A 16,511-nucleotide genomic window follows, 5' to 3' on the forward strand; every position below is an offset into this window, starting at 1 on the left:
ACACGTTATTTCATTACATCATATTTTTCAAGGAATTTCGTGTTGAAATCCCCTTCGACAAAAACTTCATGCTCGAGGAGGCGCTGATGGAACGGAATCGTTGTGTGGACGCCTTCCACGGCAAATTCGCTGAGCGCGCGCCTCATGCGGGCAATTGCCTCATCGCGCGTCGCCCCGTAGGCAATGAGCTTGGCAATCATGGAATCATAATACGGCGGAATGCTGTAACCCGGATATACGGCCGATTCCACGCGGATGCCGATCCCGCCCGGCGGCAGATAAAAATTAATTTTGCCCGCAGACGGCATAAAATTCTTTTCAGGATTTTCGGCATTGATTCGGCATTCGATTGCCCAGCCGCTCCATGTGACCTCATCCTGCTTTAAGGATAACGGTTCACCGGATGCCACAAGGATCTGTTCTTTGACGAGATCCACGCCGGTGACCATTTCTGTAACCGGGTGTTCCACCTGGATGCGGGTATTCATTTCCATAAAGTAAAACTTCTGGTTGCGGTGGTCGAAAATAAACTCGATTGTGCCGGCCCCCGTATAGTCAACAGCTTTTGCCGCTTTCACGGCAGCCTGCCCCATTTCTTCGCGCATTTCGCTCGATAGCGCCGGGGACGGGGATTCTTCAAGCAGTTTTTGCAGCCGCCGCTGGATGGTGCAATCCCGTTCGCCCAGGTGGATCACATTGCCGAATTTGTCAGCCATGACCTGGATTTCAACATGGCGGAAGTCTTCAATATATTTTTCAAGGTAAACACCCGGGTTGCCGAAAGCAGTCGCGGCTTCCTGCTGGGTGATGTGGATGCCTTTTACAAGCTCTTCTTCATTCAAGGCCACGCGGATCCCTTTGCCGCCGCCGCCGGCCGTTGCCTTAATAATCACCGGATAGCCGATTCTTTGTGCGACTACTTTTGCTTCTTCTGCATCTTTTACAAGCCCGTCCGAACCCGGGACAATCGGCACGCCCGCTTTTTTCATGGTTTCGCGTGCCACATCTTTCGCGCCCATTTTCGCAATGGCTTCCGGGCTTGGCCCGATAAACTCAATATTGCATTCGCGGCAAAGCTCGGCAAAATCGGCATTTTCGGCAAGGAATCCGTAACCGGGATGGATCGCGTCACAGCCTGTCAAAGTTGCTGCGCTGATGATGTTGGCAAAATTTAAATAACTGTCTTTCGATGCTTTCGGGCCGATGCAGTACGCTTCATCGGCAAGCTGGACATGCAGCGCATTTTTGTCCGCTTCCGAATAAACGGCAACGGCTTCGATCCCGAGGTCGCGGCAGGCACGGATAATCCGGACCGCAATTTCGCCCCGGTTTGCAATCAAAACTTTTTTAATCATGAAAGTCCGCTCCTTACTTTGTCTTTACCAAAAATAACGGCTGACCAAATTCAACAAGCTGCCCGTCTTTGACGAGGATATCTGCAATTTCGCCTTCCACTTCCGCTTCGATTTCGTTAAACAGCTTCATCGCTTCAATCATGCATACAACCGTATTCGGGCTGACTTTGGAGCCGATTTGCACATACGGTTCATCTTCCGGGGAACCCGCCTGGTAAAAGGTGCCGACCATCGGCGACACGATTTTATGCAGATTTTCGTCGGCTGCTTGCGCCGGGGCTTCAGGCTGCAGGTTTTCTGCAAGCTGGCGGGGCTCAGCAGGCATTTGCGGGGGTGCGGAAACCTGGGCCATTTCGCGCACCGGGCGTTCAATGACTTGAACGCCGGTGTTTTTCTTCATTTTGATGACGGTCCCGTCATTTTCAAATTCAAATTCATCGAGGTTTGAACGGTCCACAAGCTCGATCAAAGCCTGGATTTCCTCTACTTTTAGCATATGTGACACTCCTTCGTTTTTTCAGCTTCCAAAATTGTTAACAATTTATGAATAACTATCCATATCATACGATAACCGGAGGAAAAAATTCAATGATTTGTATAAAAAACGGATTTCCGGCACGTTGCAAAAATGCCTTCCCTGCTTGGAGCAAAAGGAATGAAGCGTTTTACGGAAATTTAAAATCACGCGCAAATCTATTTTTCAATCATTTTTTAAATATAGAAAAAAGCCCGGCAAAAAAGCGGGGCCCCCTTGTTATTCCGCACAGAAAAAAGGGCTGTAACCGCCCCCTATTCTGGCTTTTCTTAATTTGTCTGAAATTCCACAGCCAGTTTTGGCGTATTGCCCAACTCCTGGTTCACAAGCTTGACAATCTCATTTGCAGCCGCTTTATCATGCTTTTTCGATTTGATGGTTACGACCACTTCATCGCCGTCCGCCTGAACGAGCGCATCTTCATATCCTTTTGCTTTGATCAGGCTTTCTAAAACCTGTTCTTTATTCGCCGTCTCCGTCAATTTTTTCATTTCATCCATCGCCTTGCTTTTTTCATCCGGCGTCAGGTCGGTCGATGCAAGTTTATTGGTCAGTTCTTCCCGCTTTTTGCTCATTTCATCCTGCCGCTCAAGGCGGAGCGTCTCAAACACTTCATCACTGGCAGACTTTGTTGTCAGTTTGATTTTTTGCGAACCGGAAGCCTTTTCCTTTGTTGCCGCCGATTCCTTTTCTTTCTCTTGTCGGGTAACCTGATTCGTTGTTTTCGGTTCCGCCGTCACATAGTACACGGACAAAACCACAACAAGGCTTAACATGGTCAACAGCCAGACTGTTTGTTTTTTCAAAAGCATACCCATTCCTCCTCATTCTTTTTTTGGCATGACGGAAACACGGTAACTTGCGATGTCAAGGGCGCTTGCAACAGCTTCTTTTACCGATTTTTGGATGGAGACATCGCCGCCGCCGCTGCAAACGACTAACACCCCTGTGATCTCTGGCTTCCTTGTTTCCGTTACAAGGGGCACTTCCTTGTCCCCGTTTTGGACAATGACGACTTTATCATCCTTTGAAATGCTGTCAATTTTCCGTTCCCCGCCGTTTTTATCTGTTTCGGTTGTTGTTTCATTCCGGATGGTGGCGTTTTTCTCATACACTTTGCTTTCTGATGCGGCCACATTCACCCGTACGTTTACGGAGCCGACGCCCTTGATTTGTTCCAGAATGCTTTTCAGTTCTTTCTCATATTGGTTTTCGTACGTGGAGATCGATTTTGATTTTTTGGAAGTGCCTGCACCGAATGCGGCTGTCCCTTTTCCGCCTGCCGTTTTTACGGGTGAAGATGCAGTCAGCGCTTCGTTTTTTTCGCTTGAATGTCCGAAAAGGTCATTGATAAACATCATCCCGAGACCGGAAATCAGTAGTACGGTTAACAGCACAAGCTTTTTCTTTTTATCAGGCGGGCCAGATGGCAGCCATTTTTCTTTCAGTTTTTTGAACGGTCCCTGGTTACGATCCATTTTCGTTTTCAAGCCCCCCTTCGAAACGGAGATCAATTTTTTCTTTATTGATTTTCCAGCGGTTCGACAACATGGCAATGATCGATTGCTGCTCGCGTGTGCTTTGTTTTTCTGTTTGTTTATCCGCCCCGATTTCAACCGGTTTAACGGCAGCAACAGCTTCTTTTTCGTTTTGCGCTTTCAGATAGACACGGACTTTTTTTACATCCGAAGCTTTTAAAGCGGTAAGATCCCCGCTTTTGGCCCCGTCTTTCCACTCGACCGTGATTTTTGAAATTGATTTTCCAAACGCTTCCTCTACCTCCCCTTCCGCATCTTGCTTCAGTTGGACAGCCATTTGTTGTAATGTATATTCCTGCTGTATGGCATTTATTTCTTTTTTCTTCGTTTCAAGCGCATTTTCTTCCGCAGACGGGCTTGAAATTCTGGAATTCCCCAATTTTTCCATCCAAATGGCAGGATCGGCGGAAAAAAGCCGGAATATCGGTGTGACAATAATGGCAATGAGCAAAAGCCCGGTCACAAGCTTTGTATATTTCCGCATCCCGGAGTCGGGCAGAAGCATGTCCGTTATGGCCGCCAAAAGGATAAAAATGATGATGTTCAGCACCCATTTTGTCAAAACGTCCACAAGGTCTCCCCCCTTAACGCATCATCATCGTAAGATTGCCCGCCGTAACGATGATCGTAATGCTGAGAAAAAACATGATGGTCACAATCGCGAGGGCGGCAAATACGTACAGCATGTTTTTGCTGATGATATCAAGGCAGCTGATGACCGGCCCCCCGCCGAGCGGCTGCAAAAGGGCGGAAGCAAGCTTGAACATGAACGACATGGCGAAAATTTTGATGGCTGGAAACGCCGCAATGAGCAGCACAATGGCAACCCCGGCAATGCCGAGCGTATTTTTCAAAAGGACGGAAGCGCTGATCACCGTATCGGCGGCATCCGTCAGCATCCGCCCGACAACCGGAACAAAATTGCCGGTCACAAATTTTGCGGTACGGACCGCAAGCCCGTCCATCACCGCCGTTGCCGTCCCCTGAACGGACAAGGCGCCTAAAAACACAGCCATAAAAGCGCCGAGTATGCCGATCCCGATATTGCGCAACAGACCGGCCAGCTGTGTTGCTTTATGCTGTTCCGAGAGGGTGCTGACGACGCCTAAAAGTGTTGAAAGCAGCAGAAGCGGCAGCACGATGATCTCGACCAGCATGCCGCTTGTACTGGAGAGAAAAATAATGGCCGGGTGAAAAAAGGCTGCCGAGCCGGCGCCGCCTGATGTGGAAAGCACAGCCAGCAAGAGCGGCATCAGCGCCAGGATAAAACCTTTCATTGTCCGGATCGCCTCAAGCGCGTATTGAAGGGCGACATGAAAACTGTTCAGGGCAATAATGACGAGCACCATGAAAACAACCGCGTACGCAATTTTGCTGATCGTCCCTTGCTGGAATGAATGATGCAGGTTTTCCAGCAGGATGCTTAAAATCGTAAGGATGATAAGGGAGCCTAATAGTTTTGCGTTGATCAGCAGCTCCTGGAAAATATACGAAAGCAGCCCTTTCAGCCAGGCTTGCAAGGAAAAATGCTTCTCACCTTTCATAAAATCCATAAGGCTCCCTTTCTGGCTTTCCGGCAAGTATCCGCCGTATTTGCTGACAATGTCGTCCCAGTAGTTTTTCAGTTCTGATAAGTCCAATTGATTCAATTGTCCATCGACCATTTTTTCCGGAATATTCTCCTGTTTGTCCGTATTTTCCGAAGCGGCGGATGCCGACTGTGCGAAGAAACAGAAGGCAAACAGAATGAAAAGTGCGATGCATATTTTTTTGTGCCCCATATCCTCAACTCCCTGCACGCGGAACGAGATTGACAATCGTTTCGATCAGCACGGTAAGAATGGGGATGGCCATTGTCAAAATAATGATTTTGCCGGCCAGCTCCACCTTTGCCGCAAGTGCCCCCTGCCCGGCATCTTTTGTAATATTGGCTGCAAAATCGGCAATATAAGCGACGCCGATGATTTTCAGGATCGTTTCGATATACATCGTGTCGACATTCCCTTTTTGGGCAATTTTTTGCAGCAGGTGGATGATTTCGTATATCTTGTCCACCAGAAAAAGAAAGATAAAACAGCCGGCAAAAAGCGTCAGCAAAAAGGCAAAATTCGGTTTCTGCTCTTTTAATATGAGCGCAAGGAAAGTCGTGATGAGCGCCACACCCGCAATTTGCAAAATTTCAATGGGAAATCCCCCCTTTTTTCCCGGCTTATTGAAAAAGAAAGACCGTTTTGATTTTGGAAAACAAATCCCCTACGATGGATGCCACTAAAAACAAAATGTAAAGAAAACCGAGAAGCGTGACCCATTGCGCATATTCTTTTTTGCCGACCTGGTCCAGAATCGTGTGGAGAAATGCCACAACAATCCCGACCCCGGCAATTTTAAAAATGATGTCCACATCAATGCCCATTGCTTTTCCCCCAATATGATCCGTGAGACTTTAGATCAGTAAAATAGCGATCAGTAAACCCGTGAGGACGCCAAGGCTTTTTGCCATTTTTTCATAGCGGAGCTGCCTTTCGTGCGCTTCTTTTTCTTCCCTTTCTAAATGTGAAAGGGCCAGGAGCAGCTGCTTTTGCTCGGTATAGCGGTCATGTTTGCCCAGGTTTTCCCCGAGCTGCCGCAATACTTCATACTCGTTTTCTTTCAGGGCCGTCAGTTTCCAAATTCCGTCAAGGCTTTTTTCCCACGCTTCTTTGACCGTTGTTTCCAATGTGGTCAACTGGCTGGCAAAGGAACGGAAGAAGGCGGCAGCCGGATCCGGGAGCTGGCCTGATAGTTTTCTTGCCGCTTCATGCAGCGGGGTATGCCCGTACATGATTTCCACTTCCAGTGCCTGAAGCGCGTTTTGAAAAATTCTCAGCTGGCGGGGGCGTTCGCTTAACCGTTTTGCTGCCTCAAAGCCGATGAAACTGGTGGCGAGCACAATCAGTGCTGCTCCAAAAAGTTTAAGCACGGGAAACACCTTCACCGGTACGGATGATGTTCCCTTCCGCATCGCGGACCGCTGTTACCCTTCCCGGCCGGCTCCCCCGTGACAGTTCGAGAAAGCGGTCAAACGCATACGATTCGAGGATTTTCTTTAAAATTGGGCGTTTTTGGATATCCCGGAAGTTTTCCCCGTGCGTTGTCATGACGAGCGAAATGCCCGCATTTACCGCCTCCATAATCGCCGCCGCATCTTCTTCGCGGCCGATCTCATCCACGACAATGACATCCGGGCTCATCGACCGGATCAGCATCATCATCCCTTCCGCTTTCGGACAGGCATCCAGCACATCGACCCTTGGCCCGAAATGGAGTTGCGGGATGCCATGGACGCAGCCGGCAATTTCAGACCGTTCGTCGACAATCCCCACTTTGGCAGGCGAAATCCCGCGTTCCGGGATGCCGCTTGAAATCAGCCGCGCGATATCCCTTAAAAAAGTCGTTTTTCCGGTCTGGGGCGCCCCAATGATCATCGCGGACAGCCAGCGCCCGTTGTGAAGGGCGAAAAGATAAGGATCCGCAGTCCCGATTTTTTCCCGGGCAATCCGGATATTAAAAGATGAAAAATAGCGGATCGCCTTTACTTGTCCATTTTCAAGAATGACTTTCCCCGCGAATCCGACACGGTGCCCGCCGCTGATCGTGACGTATCCCTTTTTCAGCTCTTCTTCAAGGGCGTAAAAAGAGAAATTCGCAAGCCGGTTGATCAGCTGCTCAGCATCGCTCTCCGTTGGCGTATAGCGCAAAAAATGCGGGATTCCTTTTGAAGTAATTTCAAGCGGGCGGTTTACGCGGATGCGGATTTCTTCCACATCTTCGAGCATGTCCCCCAACTTTTCCAGCTGTTTGGATAAGGTTTTCGGCAAAATGCCCAGCAAATCTTCCATCTTCATCCCTGCTTTCAAAACATACAGTTTGGTTCATGGATAGTACAATCTATTCGCCGGGTTTGAAAACTATGACAAGGAAGCGAGGCAGATGCTGAAAGTTTAAGTTATTTATAACATGATTATGTAAACTTATTTTTGCCTGTCTCTTGCCGGAAAAGCAAAAAAGCTTGGCGCCGTTTGGGACGCCAAGCTTTTTTCAAAGAAATCAGGCACGGGACACGTATGAACCGTCCGTTGTATTGATGATCACTTTATCGCCTTCATTGACAAAGAAAGGCACCTGTACCGTCAGGCCGGTTTCAAGCGTGGCCGGTTTGGACCCGCCTGTTGCCGTATCGCCCTTTACCCCCGGTTCCGTATGGGTAACTGTCAGCGTGACCGTATTCGGGAGTTCAATGCCGAGCGTTTCTCCCTGGTACATGATCATTTGCACTTCCATGTTTTCCAGCAAGTATTGCAGCTCATCTTTAATTTGGGCGCTGCTCAGCTCGATTTGTTCATACGTTTCCGTATCCATAAATACGTGCTGGTCGCCGTTTGCATATAAATACTGCATTCTCCGGTTGTCGATCTGTGCCCTTTCAACTTTTTCGCCGGCACGGAACGTTTTTTCCTGGATAGCGCCGGTACGCAAATTGCGAAGCTTTGAGCGCACAAAAGCGGCGCCTTTTCCCGGCTTAACATGCTGGAAATCGAGGACGCGCCAGATGCCGCCGTCCACTTCAATCGTTAAGCCGGTGCGAAAATCGTTTACTGAAATCATATTTTTCCTCCTACATGTTCATTCGATCCCCTGTTGAGGGCTGTAACTATTATAATATAATCAGTTCTTTTGCGGAATGCGTCAGCAATTCATTCGAATTTTCGGTAATCACCGTATCGTCTTCAATCCGGACGCCGCCGACACCCGGCACATAAATGCCCGGTTCGATGGTGACAACCATGCCCGGTTCCAAAGTATAGGCCGAGCGCATGGAAAGATTCGGGCCTTCGTGGATTTCAAGGCCGATCCCGTGCCCAAGGGAATGGCCGAACGCATCGCCGTAACCTTTCCGGGCGATATAATCGCGGGAAATGGCGTCTGCTTCAATACCGGACATGCCCGGTTTGATGTTTTGGACGGCAAGCAGCTGCGATTCCAGCACAATATTGTAGATTTTCTTCAATTGCCCGGAAGGCTCGCCGACCGCAACCGTCCTTGTAATATCCGAACAATAGCCTTTATAGAGCGCGCCGTAATCCATCGTAACCAAATCGCCTTTTTCGATCACCTTGTCCGTCGCCACTCCGTGCGGCATGGCAGAGCGGAGGCCGGATGCGACAATGGTATCAAATGAAGAAGCAGTCGCGCCGCATTTCCTCATGAAAAATTCCAGTTCATTGGAAACTTCCAATTCCGTGACGCCCGGTTTTAAGAAGTCAAGGATATGTTTAAAGGCAGCATCCGCAATATCCGCAGCCTCTTTTAATATCTTAATTTCCGCATCTGTTTTGATCAAGCGCAAATTTTCAACAAGGCCGGAAACCGGGACCAGTTCCGCATCGAGCAGCCCTTCATACGTTTTAAAAAGCGCATAGCTCATATGGTCCTGCTCAAACCCGAGCCGTTTGATCCCCATTGCTTCCACCTGTTTGGCCACTTCCTGTTCCACCGGCCCCTGATGCTGGACGATTTCGTAGCCTTCACACTCTTTCGATGCCTGCTCGACATAGCGGAAGTCCGTAATAAATTTTGCCGCTTCCCCGGATATAAGGACAATCCCGGTAGTCCCCGTAAAATTGGACATATAGCGGCGGTTATACGGGCTTGTAATGAGCAAGCCGTCAATACCGGCCTGCGGAAATGTTTCTCTCAGTTTCTCCAGTTTTAACATCTTTCTTCCTCTCCCTTTTCTGCCTCAAGCAAGGCCATGAGGGCAAGCTCATAGCCGAACAGCCCGAAGCCTGCAATTTGCCCCTGCGCAACAGCCGCCGTTACAGAATGGTGGCGGAATTCCTCGCGGGCATGGATGTTCGAAATATGAACTTCAATCACCGGTAGGCGGATGGCACTGATCGCGTCCCGCAAAGCATAGCTGTAATGCGTGAACGCGCCCGGATTGAAAATAATCCCTGCAAAGCCTTCATCCCCGGCAGCGTGCAGCTTGTCAATCAGGGCGCCTTCATGGTTGGATTGAAAAAAACCGATGGCGACGCCGTGCTTTCGGGCCGCCGCTTCCATGCGCGCCATCAGGGTTTTTAACGAATCTTTCCCGTAAGTGCCGGGTTCCCTTTGCCCGAGCAAATTCAGATTTGGGCCGTTTAATACGAGGTATTTTTTCATTTCAAGCACCTTTTTCCCATATTTAACGTGCCCATTTTACCATAAATTGAAGAAAATTTCTATTTTTTAACTTTTCGGCCGCATGCTTGCGCCTGAATCCGGGGCGTTCCTCCCGCCCGGATCGATTTACGGCAGCGGGTTCGTCTGCCTCTCCAGTTTTCTTTTAAAAACCCGGCTTCTTTCATACTCAAATGAAATCGAATAACCGATAAACACACCGTAGAGAATGTAAATGCAACAGCAGGTAATGATCGTATTGGCATCCAGTTTTAAAAAAGGTTTCATGCCGGGAAAAATCGGATTCAGCACAATGAGGACGACTGCGCACAGGCAAAGCCCGTATATCGCGCCGACCCACATCGATTTCAATTTTTTAAAGAAAAGATAATAGACAAGGGCACAGCCGGTAGAAAGCAATCCGTATACCAATATGGAAATGATTTTTCCGATCCACATATTGCGCCAGGATCCTACTGTAAATGGTTCAAGCAGGACATTCGGTTCAATCGCCGTAAAATGAAAAGAAAAGTATAAATAAGCAACCAGGCTCCAAATGATCCCGCCCGCAAATCCGGTCACAAGCACCATTTGAAAAAAGGTCATGGAATGCTCCTGGTTTTTTAATACTTTGCTGCCATTTTCCATATTTTCCACTCCTTCACATGTGACGGCATGCATCTTTTCTTTCTTATCTTTCCCACAAGTCTTTCCCCTAGTCGTATTTAAAATGATTTAGTAAAATAAGAGTGAATATCGTTTCGGAAATCCACTCCGTTTTCAGGTTAAACGGGAAAGAAGCATTTGAAGTTCAGGTTTGGGGGAAAAGAAATTGACAAAACCAGTTTATGGCGGCCAGGCAGTCGTGGAAGGGGTTATGTTCGGCGGAAAGCGGCATTCGGTCACTGCCATCCGCCGCAAAAACAACCGGATCGACTTCTTTTATCTGCCAAAAGAGACGCGCCCGTCCATCCAAAAATTGAAAAAAATCCCGTTTTTGCGTGGGATCATTGCCATCATTGAATCATCCGCAAACGGAGCAAAGCATTTGAATTTTGCAAGCGAGCGGTATGATGTTGACCCGGAAGAAGACGAAAAACGGAAGGAAGCAGCCCCCGCAAAAACAACCGTGGTGCTCGGCGTGGCTGCTGCCGGCGTCTTGTCCTTTTTGTTTGCCAAATTTTTCATGACGCTTATTCCCGTTTTTCTGGCAGAACTGGCAAGGCCGTTTTTTCCCGGGGATGCCGCGCAAATTCTCATTGAAGGCGCGTTTAAACTGCTGCTCGTGCTTTCGTATATTTATTTGATTTCTTTAACGCCGTTTATCAAGCGGGTATTCCAATACCACGGGGCTGAACATAAAGTCATCAATACATTTGAAAACGGGCTTGCCCTGACCGTTGAAAACGTCCGCTCGCAATCGAGGCTGCATTACCGGTGCGGCAGCAGTTTTATTCTGTTTACCGTGATTGTGAGCGTCCTGATTTATACGCTTGTCCCGACAGATCCGCTCTGGCTCCGCATCACCGACCGGATTTTGCTCATTCCGGTCGTGCTCGGCACGGCGTTTGAAGTCCTTCAGCTGACCAATAAAGTCCGCCATATTCCGGTTCTGAAGTATCTTGGCTATCCGGGCCTGTGGCTGCAGCTGTTAACGACAAAAGAGCCGGATGACAAGCAAATTGAAGTCGCGATTTCCTCCTTTCAGGCGCTGCTTGAACTGGAATCGGGTGATACGGCTTCTGCCGCCCGTTAAAAACGGCGTTTGAAATTTCCAGCGCATGGGAATACATTTACTATCACAAGCTTGTTTGTGCGACGGGGAATCAACCTCAAAATAAAAACGGCCGGATCCGTATAAACTGATAGAATGATGGAAAAAATGGTTGGGAAAACATGAGGAGGTGGCTTTTGTTGAAGACGCGTCAATGGATCATCGCCGGCATTTTTCTTTTGGCCCTGGTCGGCCTGGGTTCCTCTTTGTTTCATGAGCCGGTTGTATTCTTGAAAAGGGTGTTGATAGCCTTCATTTTTGCGGCAGTGCTTTTGGCTGGCATGCGTTTCCTGCTCAAGAGAAGCACGAATGTTTCCAACCAGGAACAAAAAGCATTTTTAAAAGCCGCCCGCAAATCCAGGAAAAGAATGAAAAAAAGGAATATGAAGGTCCATACTGTCCACACGGTTAAATTTTCAAAACGGCCGCTGCGCAAAAAATCCAATGTCCAGTTAACCGTGATTGAAGGCAAAAAGGGCAAAAAGAAAAATCGAGCTGTCTACTAAGCTCGATTCTTTTTTATTAATAGGACCACGTTTTCAGAAACGTTTCTGTTTTTTTCCGGCCCGCCTCGATTAAGGCTGCTTTTTGTGCGGCGGAAAGCTGAAAATCTGTAGCAGTCACGCCATCTACAGCGATAAAAATAATGTCTTTTTCCAGTTTTCTTGAAATATAGCGGGCATCATGGGCGTCTTTCATCGTCTTGAACAGGGCATCGAACAGCTGGATCGCATTTTTTATCTCCACATCCGGCTCTTCCGGTGGTTTCGGGCTGAGCGTAATGCCGAGCACCGGCCGCGCCTTTTTTTCTTCCGGTTTGACAAACAACCACATCGGAAAATTGCTTAATACCCCGCCGTCTACAATGAGGCTTGTGCCTTCCAGCGAGCGCAACCGTACCGGTTCGAAAAAATATGGAATGCTGCAGCTCATCCGAATGGCCTTTGCCACCGGAAAGGTTTGCCATGGAACCCCGTAACGTTCCAGGTCATCCGGCAAAACAACAAGCCGGTTATGGGTAAGATCGGATGCCGTGAAATAAAGGGAGCCTTTTGGAACATCTTTGAACGTGTACACACCTTTAGATGCGAGTTTTTCCCCGATCCATTCCTCAAACGCGGTGCCCCTGTACAACCCGAGCCGCCAATACAGCAGCAGCCATTTCGCAAACGGCACCGGCAGCAGCGGTTTTCGCTGGTCAAGAAACGCGGCCGTGTCTGTTTCCGCAAGCATTTGCTTCATTTCGCCGCTTGTATAGCCTGCAGCCCGCAGCCCTGCAAAAACGGAGCCGACGCTTGTGCCGGCCAGCCGTTTAAACGTAAATCCCTTTTTTTCCAAAACTTCCAATGCCCCGATGAGCGCAAGGCCTTTTATGCCTCCGCCGGAAAACACCGCGTCAATCTCCATGGAAATCCACCCTTGGATTTGCACCGGGCGTTTCGGTTTGTTGGTCAGAAAAAATGCGGAATGTTGGCAGGATGCCCCGCTTGAACGAAAGATGAAAAAAATGCTTTTTTATTATTTTAGCGCATAAGGAAAGGAATTAGAACAAAGAGTTCATACGGGATTATAACCGCGCCATGCTCCTGGTTAGCACAGCCCGTGCTTCTTTTACCATTTCTTCTAATAATTGGGCAACAGACGGGCAGTCCTCAATAAGGCCGGCAATTTGGCCCCCTGCAAAAAGCGGTTTCAACCTTGCCAGTTTTTCCGGCGTAGTATTGGGGCGGGGATGTTCATCCCGGATGACAGATACGGATTCCCCCTTCTGATCCGTATACACGACAGGCACGATTTCATCTTGAAAGCGGTTTGCTTCTATGGCCGCTTTCGCCCTCATTTGGCTCGTAAAAGCAAAGGCATCCTGCGCTTCCCGGCTGATGTGGAATTGCTTTGCGACATTTTCCGCTGTTTCCGGCATGCTGTCTGTCCCGTACATTTTCTTCAATTTTTCATTTACAAATCTCCATCCGATCGTTGTGTCAAACATTTCCAGATTTCCCCTCGGGTAGCCGTTTTCCGGCACTGCCTCGATGATCACATCTGCAGAACCGGCTACTGCCGGTAAATCAACGGTATATTCGATATTTGCCTTTATCCTTTCAGCGTCTACCCCCCGTTGATTTTCCCCCTCGCCAGCCCTTTTCCATGACGGATCCGATTATGTTTTCCGCTTGATGCAGGATGTCAGGCCGGACATCTACCAGCCTGACTTTGAAACCGCCGAGTGCGGCCGGATCGAGATAAACTTTTGCGCTTGCAATGGCTGTCGCTGCTTCTCCAAATCCCGTGGCGATCAGCTTTACCTTGCCGTCAAACGTTGTTACATCACCCGCCGCAAATATGCCTTCGATGTTTGTCCGCATCGCCGAATCTACGACAATCGCATTCTTATCAAAATTCAATCCAATCTTTTTCATCACGTTTTTGCTGTCAATATTCGAATTAAAGTTTTTTAACCATTTTTCCGATTATTCTTTTAACCGGTGTTTTGTAAGCAGAAAAAAACGGAGCATCGCTTTGCTCCGTTTTTTCTCAACTATTCCGTTTACAAGCCGCATTTTAATTGCGCGCCGCAGTTATCGCATGTATTGCAGCCGCCGATTTCCTTCACTTTCCCTTTCCGGCAGATCGGGCAGGTATCGCCGATTTCGTTGCCGTATGTGACGTTTGTTGACCGGATATCCGGGATTGTATCAACCAGGACGACATGCTGTTTCGCATGTTTCACTTCCGCTTTTTCCTGTTTTTCTTCCTGCGGTTCTTCTGCTTTCAATGTCAGGACTTGCGAATCCCGGCTGCCGTCCACATAAACGGTTCCGCCTTTCGCGCCGCCCTTATACAGGCGTTCGTACACTTTTTCCACCTGTTCAACCGTGTAACCGCGCGGGGCGTTGACCGTTTTCGAAATCGAGCTGTCCACCCAGCGCTGGATGACGCATTGGACATCGGCATGGGCTTCCGGTGCAAGATCCATCGCGGTTACAAACCAGTTCGGCAGATGGTCTTTGTCCGCTTCCGGATGCTGATTCAGATATTCCTGGACGATGTCCGCATTGACCTCGATAAATTTGCCGAGGCGCCCGCTGCGGAAATAGGAAAAGGAAAAATACGGCTCAAGCCCGGTGGAAACGCCAACCATGGTGCCGGTGGATCCGGTTGGTGCAACGGTCAGCAAATGGGAGTTCCGGATGCCGTGTTTTAAAATTGCCTTGCGGATGTCTTCCGGCATGTTTTTCATATAACCGGTTTCCGTGAATGCACGGCGCAGGCGGTTTGTCTCTTCTTCGGTTTCACCCGTTAAAAACGGGAAACTCCCCTTTTCTTTTGCGATCTCAATGGATGCGCGGTATGCCTCGGTCGCGATCGTTTCAAACACTTTGTCGACAAGTTTGTTGCCTTCTTCGGATCCGTATTCTTTTTCCATATAAATGAGAAGGTCGGCTAAGCCCATAACGCCAAGGCCGACACGCCGTTCCCCGAGCGCCTGTTTTTTGTTTTCTTTCAGGAAGTACGGGGTCGCGTCAATGACATTGTCCTGCATGCGGACGCCGGTATGGACGGTTTGTTTCAATTGGTCCCAGCGCACTTCTTTCGTTTCTTTGTCGACCATTTTTGCAAGATTGACCGCTGCGAGGTTGCAGACGGAATAGGGCGCGAGCGGTTGCTCTCCGCAAGGATTCGTTGCGACGACTTTCTGGCCGTATGCTTTTGCGTTTGTCATGTCGTTGGCGTTGTCGATAAAGAAGACGCCCGGTTCCGCCGAGTAAGTCGCGCAGATGTTAATCAAATTCCAAAGTTCTTTTGCTTTGATTTTGCGGTAGACGCGCACTTTGCGGCCGAGTTTTTCCCATTCGCGCACATCGCCGATTTTATGCCATTCTTCATTATATATGCGCATTTCTTCTTCGCTGTAATTTTCCACATCCGGAAATTTCAGTTCGAATTCTGCGTCTTGCTCAACGGCTTCCATAAATTCTTTTGTGAGGCAGACGGAAATATTGGCGCCGGTTAAAAATTCCGGATTATGGACGGTGTAATGCCCGCCTGTTGCCAGTTTTTCTTCCGCCTCTTTCATGACTTCGTCCGTAAAGCCGCCCTGTCCCGGAATATGTTTGTAGTTCACAATCCCATGGTACATTTGCCTTTCCATTTCGGAAAGCGGCGTGAATTTCAATTTGTCGTGGGCTAGCTTGCGGATCCACTCATCGTTCGTATTTTCGATCAGGAAACGCAAAATCCGTGGATTCTGCATTTTCGAAATGATAAATTCGACAATGTCCGGATGCCAGACAGCCAGCATGATCATTTGCGCTCCCCTGCGACTGCCGCCCTGTTCGACCAGGTGCGTGAGTTTGGCGATGTCATCGAGCCATGAGACAGAGCCGCTTGATTTGCCGTTGACGCCCCTTGCCAGCGTATTGCGCGGGCGCAGCGTCGAACCGTTTGTCCCAACCCCGCCGCCGCGGCTCATAATTTCCATCACTTGTTTGCGGTGTTCGGAAATGCCTTCCCGCGAATCCGGTACAAACGGCATCACATAACAATTAAAATAAGTAACTTCCGTTTCCGACCCTGCGCCGTAGAGGACGCGGCCTGCCGGGATGAAGTTTAAGTTTACCAGTTCATTGTAAAACTTCCCAAACCATTCTTTCCGTTTCTCTTCTGTTTTTTCCACTGCCGCTAAGCCGGTTGCATTCCGTTTTGCGATTTGTTCGTAGTAGACTTCAAGCGGCTTCTCAATGATATCAAGCGGCCTTTTGATGACCCCTGTTTCTCTTTCATCCGGGTGTTCCAGCGCCTGGCGATAATCTTCTTCAATTAAGACTTCCGCTTCATTTTTTTCCCAGTCGATTTCTTTGATGACGCCGAGCCCCCTGGCCGGAAATTTCGGGTCTTCTTTAATCGTGAGGACAACAAAATCGCCCTTGCCCAATGTGACTTTTTCCGTGTCTTTAAACGCGTATCTGTCAATCATGACAAGCCTTGAAACGCCTTTGTACGTGATGTTCATATCCGGTGTAATCGGATGGACCTGCGGAAATAAGCGGATATCTTCGTTCAGCTTCTCCACATCCCATAATTTTTCTGTCGAAGCAACAGACATA

At 48.7% G+C, this 16,511-nt stretch carries 18 protein-coding genes and 2 pseudogenes; 2 read left to right on the forward strand and 18 right to left on the reverse strand.

The window, feature by feature from the left end; all coding sequences use genetic code 11:
• Positions 1-5: 5 nt before the first annotated feature.
• From accC to NSQ19_RS08285, 14 genes are all read right to left on the reverse strand, one after another.
• Positions 6-1,355, reverse strand: a complete 1,350-nt coding sequence (gene accC / locus NSQ19_RS08220) for an acetyl-CoA carboxylase biotin carboxylase subunit (RefSeq protein WP_013859611.1) — start codon at positions 1,353-1,355, stop codon at positions 6-8.
• A gap of 13 nt (positions 1,356-1,368) precedes the next feature.
• Positions 1,369-1,851, reverse strand: a complete 483-nt coding sequence (gene accB / locus NSQ19_RS08225; protein ID WP_013859612.1) for an acetyl-CoA carboxylase biotin carboxyl carrier protein — start codon at positions 1,849-1,851, stop codon at positions 1,369-1,371.
• Between the two features lie 308 nt (positions 1,852-2,159).
• Positions 2,160-2,702 (reverse strand): SpoIIIAH-like family protein, encoded by a 543-nt coding sequence (locus tag NSQ19_RS08230; RefSeq protein WP_340702699.1) that lies wholly within the window; start codon positions 2,700-2,702, stop codon positions 2,160-2,162.
• Between the two features lie 12 nt (positions 2,703-2,714).
• The gene (gene spoIIIAG / locus NSQ19_RS08235) at positions 2,715-3,368 is read right to left on the reverse strand and encodes a stage III sporulation protein AG (RefSeq protein WP_013859614.1); all 654 of its coding nucleotides are present in this window, start codon (positions 3,366-3,368) and stop codon (positions 2,715-2,717) included.
• A complete protein-coding gene (spoIIIAF, locus tag NSQ19_RS08240) occupies positions 3,358-3,999 on the reverse strand; it encodes a stage III sporulation protein AF (RefSeq protein WP_340702700.1) in 642 nt (213 codons plus the stop codon). Before spoIIIAF ends, spoIIIAG begins: the two co-directional genes overlap by 11 nt.
• Before the next feature lie 13 nt (positions 4,000-4,012).
• Complete coding sequence (gene spoIIIAE / locus NSQ19_RS08245) at positions 4,013-5,209, reverse strand: stage III sporulation protein AE (protein ID WP_340702701.1); 1,197 nt, start codon at positions 5,207-5,209, stop codon at positions 4,013-4,015.
• Positions 5,210-5,213: 4 nt separating this feature from the next.
• Positions 5,214-5,603 carry a stage III sporulation protein AD gene (gene spoIIIAD, locus NSQ19_RS08250; RefSeq protein WP_017553540.1) on the reverse strand — a complete coding sequence of 130 codons (390 nt, stop codon included), beginning with the start codon at positions 5,601-5,603 and terminating at the stop codon, positions 5,214-5,216.
• A 34-nt stretch (positions 5,604-5,637) separates the two neighbouring features.
• Positions 5,638-5,841: a stage III sporulation protein AC gene (gene spoIIIAC, locus NSQ19_RS08255; RefSeq protein WP_013859618.1), complete on the reverse strand. Its 204-nt coding sequence runs from the start codon at positions 5,839-5,841 to the stop codon at positions 5,638-5,640.
• 30 nt (positions 5,842-5,871) lie between these two features.
• A complete protein-coding gene (gene spoIIIAB, locus NSQ19_RS08260) occupies positions 5,872-6,387 on the reverse strand; it encodes a stage III sporulation protein SpoIIIAB (protein ID WP_029142198.1) in 516 nt (171 codons plus the stop codon).
• Positions 6,380-7,306, reverse strand: a complete 927-nt coding sequence (gene spoIIIAA / locus NSQ19_RS08265; RefSeq protein ID WP_118497731.1) for a stage III sporulation protein AA — start codon at positions 7,304-7,306, stop codon at positions 6,380-6,382. The genes spoIIIAB and spoIIIAA overlap by 8 nt, the downstream gene beginning before the upstream one ends.
• A gap of 208 nt (positions 7,307-7,514) precedes the next feature.
• Positions 7,515-8,072 carry an elongation factor P gene (gene efp, locus NSQ19_RS08270; protein ID WP_013859621.1) on the reverse strand — a complete coding sequence of 186 codons (558 nt, stop codon included), beginning with the start codon at positions 8,070-8,072 and terminating at the stop codon, positions 7,515-7,517.
• A gap of 49 nt (positions 8,073-8,121) precedes the next feature.
• Entirely contained in the window at positions 8,122-9,183 is a 1,062-nt protein-coding gene (locus NSQ19_RS08275; protein WP_017553543.1) for a M24 family metallopeptidase, read from the reverse strand.
• The gene (gene aroQ, locus NSQ19_RS08280) at positions 9,177-9,632 is read right to left on the reverse strand and encodes a type II 3-dehydroquinate dehydratase (RefSeq protein WP_328004592.1); all 456 of its coding nucleotides are present in this window, start codon (positions 9,630-9,632) and stop codon (positions 9,177-9,179) included. Before aroQ ends, NSQ19_RS08275 begins: the two co-directional genes overlap by 7 nt.
• Before the next feature lie 126 nt (positions 9,633-9,758).
• A complete protein-coding gene (locus NSQ19_RS08285; RefSeq protein ID WP_201028578.1) occupies positions 9,759-10,277 on the reverse strand; it encodes a YqhR family membrane protein in 519 nt (172 codons plus the stop codon).
• A 184-nt stretch (positions 10,278-10,461) separates the two neighbouring features.
• On the opposite strand from NSQ19_RS08285, the gene NSQ19_RS08290 reads away from it, so the two are divergent.
• A complete protein-coding gene (locus tag NSQ19_RS08290) occupies positions 10,462-11,385 on the forward strand; it encodes a DUF1385 domain-containing protein (RefSeq protein ID WP_029142193.1) in 924 nt (307 codons plus the stop codon).
• Positions 11,386-11,543: 158 nt separating this feature from the next.
• Complete coding sequence (locus NSQ19_RS08295; protein ID WP_234969520.1) at positions 11,544-11,909, forward strand: SA1362 family protein; 366 nt, start codon at positions 11,544-11,546, stop codon at positions 11,907-11,909.
• A gap of 16 nt (positions 11,910-11,925) precedes the next feature.
• Here NSQ19_RS08295 and NSQ19_RS08300 read toward each other — a convergent pair whose 3' ends face one another.
• From NSQ19_RS08300 to NSQ19_RS08315, 4 genes and pseudogenes are all read right to left on the reverse strand, one after another.
• Positions 11,926-12,810, reverse strand: a complete 885-nt coding sequence (locus NSQ19_RS08300; protein WP_328004591.1) for a patatin-like phospholipase family protein — start codon at positions 12,808-12,810, stop codon at positions 11,926-11,928.
• A 259-nt stretch (positions 12,811-13,069) separates the two neighbouring features.
• A pseudogene (locus tag NSQ19_RS08305) lies at positions 13,070-13,417 on the reverse strand (thiolase family protein); the annotation flags it as partial.
• 88 nt (positions 13,418-13,505) lie between these two features.
• Positions 13,506-13,820 (reverse strand): annotated as a pseudogene (locus NSQ19_RS08310) (FAD-dependent oxidoreductase); the annotation flags it as partial.
• Between the two features lie 131 nt (positions 13,821-13,951).
• A complete protein-coding gene (locus NSQ19_RS08315; RefSeq protein ID WP_019720601.1) occupies positions 13,952-16,510 on the reverse strand; it encodes a vitamin B12-dependent ribonucleotide reductase in 2,559 nt (852 codons plus the stop codon).
• Between the last annotated feature and the right edge of the window lies 1 nt (position 16,511).

Origin of the sequence: Weizmannia sp. FSL W8-1119 (assembly GCF_038008605.1) — a bacterium.
GTDB classification, from domain to species: Bacteria; Bacillota; Bacilli; order Bacillales; family Bacillaceae_C; genus Weizmannia; species Weizmannia coagulans.

Excerpts from the sequence above, each read along its gene's own strand:
- spoIIIAG (WP_013859614.1), bottom strand. The coding sequence starts at position 3,368 with ATGGATCGTAACCAGGGACCGTTCAAAAAACTGAAAGAAAAATGGCTG.
- accC (WP_013859611.1), bottom strand. The coding sequence starts at position 1,355 with ATGATTAAAAAAGTTTTGATTGCAAACCGGGGCGAAATTGCGGTCCGG.
- NSQ19_RS08275 (WP_017553543.1), bottom strand. The coding sequence starts at position 9,183 with ATGTTAAAACTGGAGAAACTGAGAGAAACATTTCCGCAGGCCGGTATT.
- spoIIIAE (WP_340702701.1), bottom strand. The coding sequence starts at position 5,209 with ATGGGGCACAAAAAAATATGCATCGCACTTTTCATTCTGTTTGCCTTC.
- aroQ (WP_328004592.1), bottom strand. The coding sequence starts at position 9,632 with ATGAAAAAATACCTCGTATTAAACGGCCCAAATCTGAATTTGCTCGGG.
- NSQ19_RS08300 (WP_328004591.1), bottom strand. The coding sequence starts at position 12,810 with ATGGAGATTGACGCGGTGTTTTCCGGCGGAGGCATAAAAGGCCTTGCG.
- NSQ19_RS08315 (WP_019720601.1), bottom strand. The coding sequence starts at position 16,510 with ATGTCTGTTGCTTCGACAGAAAAATTATGGGATGTGGAGAAGCTGAAC.
- spoIIIAA (WP_118497731.1), bottom strand. The coding sequence starts at position 7,306 with ATGGAAGATTTGCTGGGCATTTTGCCGAAAACCTTATCCAAACAGCTG.
- NSQ19_RS08230 (WP_340702699.1), bottom strand. The coding sequence starts at position 2,702 with ATGCTTTTGAAAAAACAAACAGTCTGGCTGTTGACCATGTTAAGCCTT.
- spoIIIAC (WP_013859618.1), bottom strand. The coding sequence starts at position 5,841 with ATGGGCATTGATGTGGACATCATTTTTAAAATTGCCGGGGTCGGGATT.
- NSQ19_RS08285 (WP_201028578.1), bottom strand. The coding sequence starts at position 10,277 with ATGGAAAATGGCAGCAAAGTATTAAAAAACCAGGAGCATTCCATGACC.
- accB (WP_013859612.1), bottom strand. The coding sequence starts at position 1,851 with ATGCTAAAAGTAGAGGAAATCCAGGCTTTGATCGAGCTTGTGGACCGT.
- efp (WP_013859621.1), bottom strand. The coding sequence starts at position 8,072 with ATGATTTCAGTAAACGATTTTCGCACCGGCTTAACGATTGAAGTGGAC.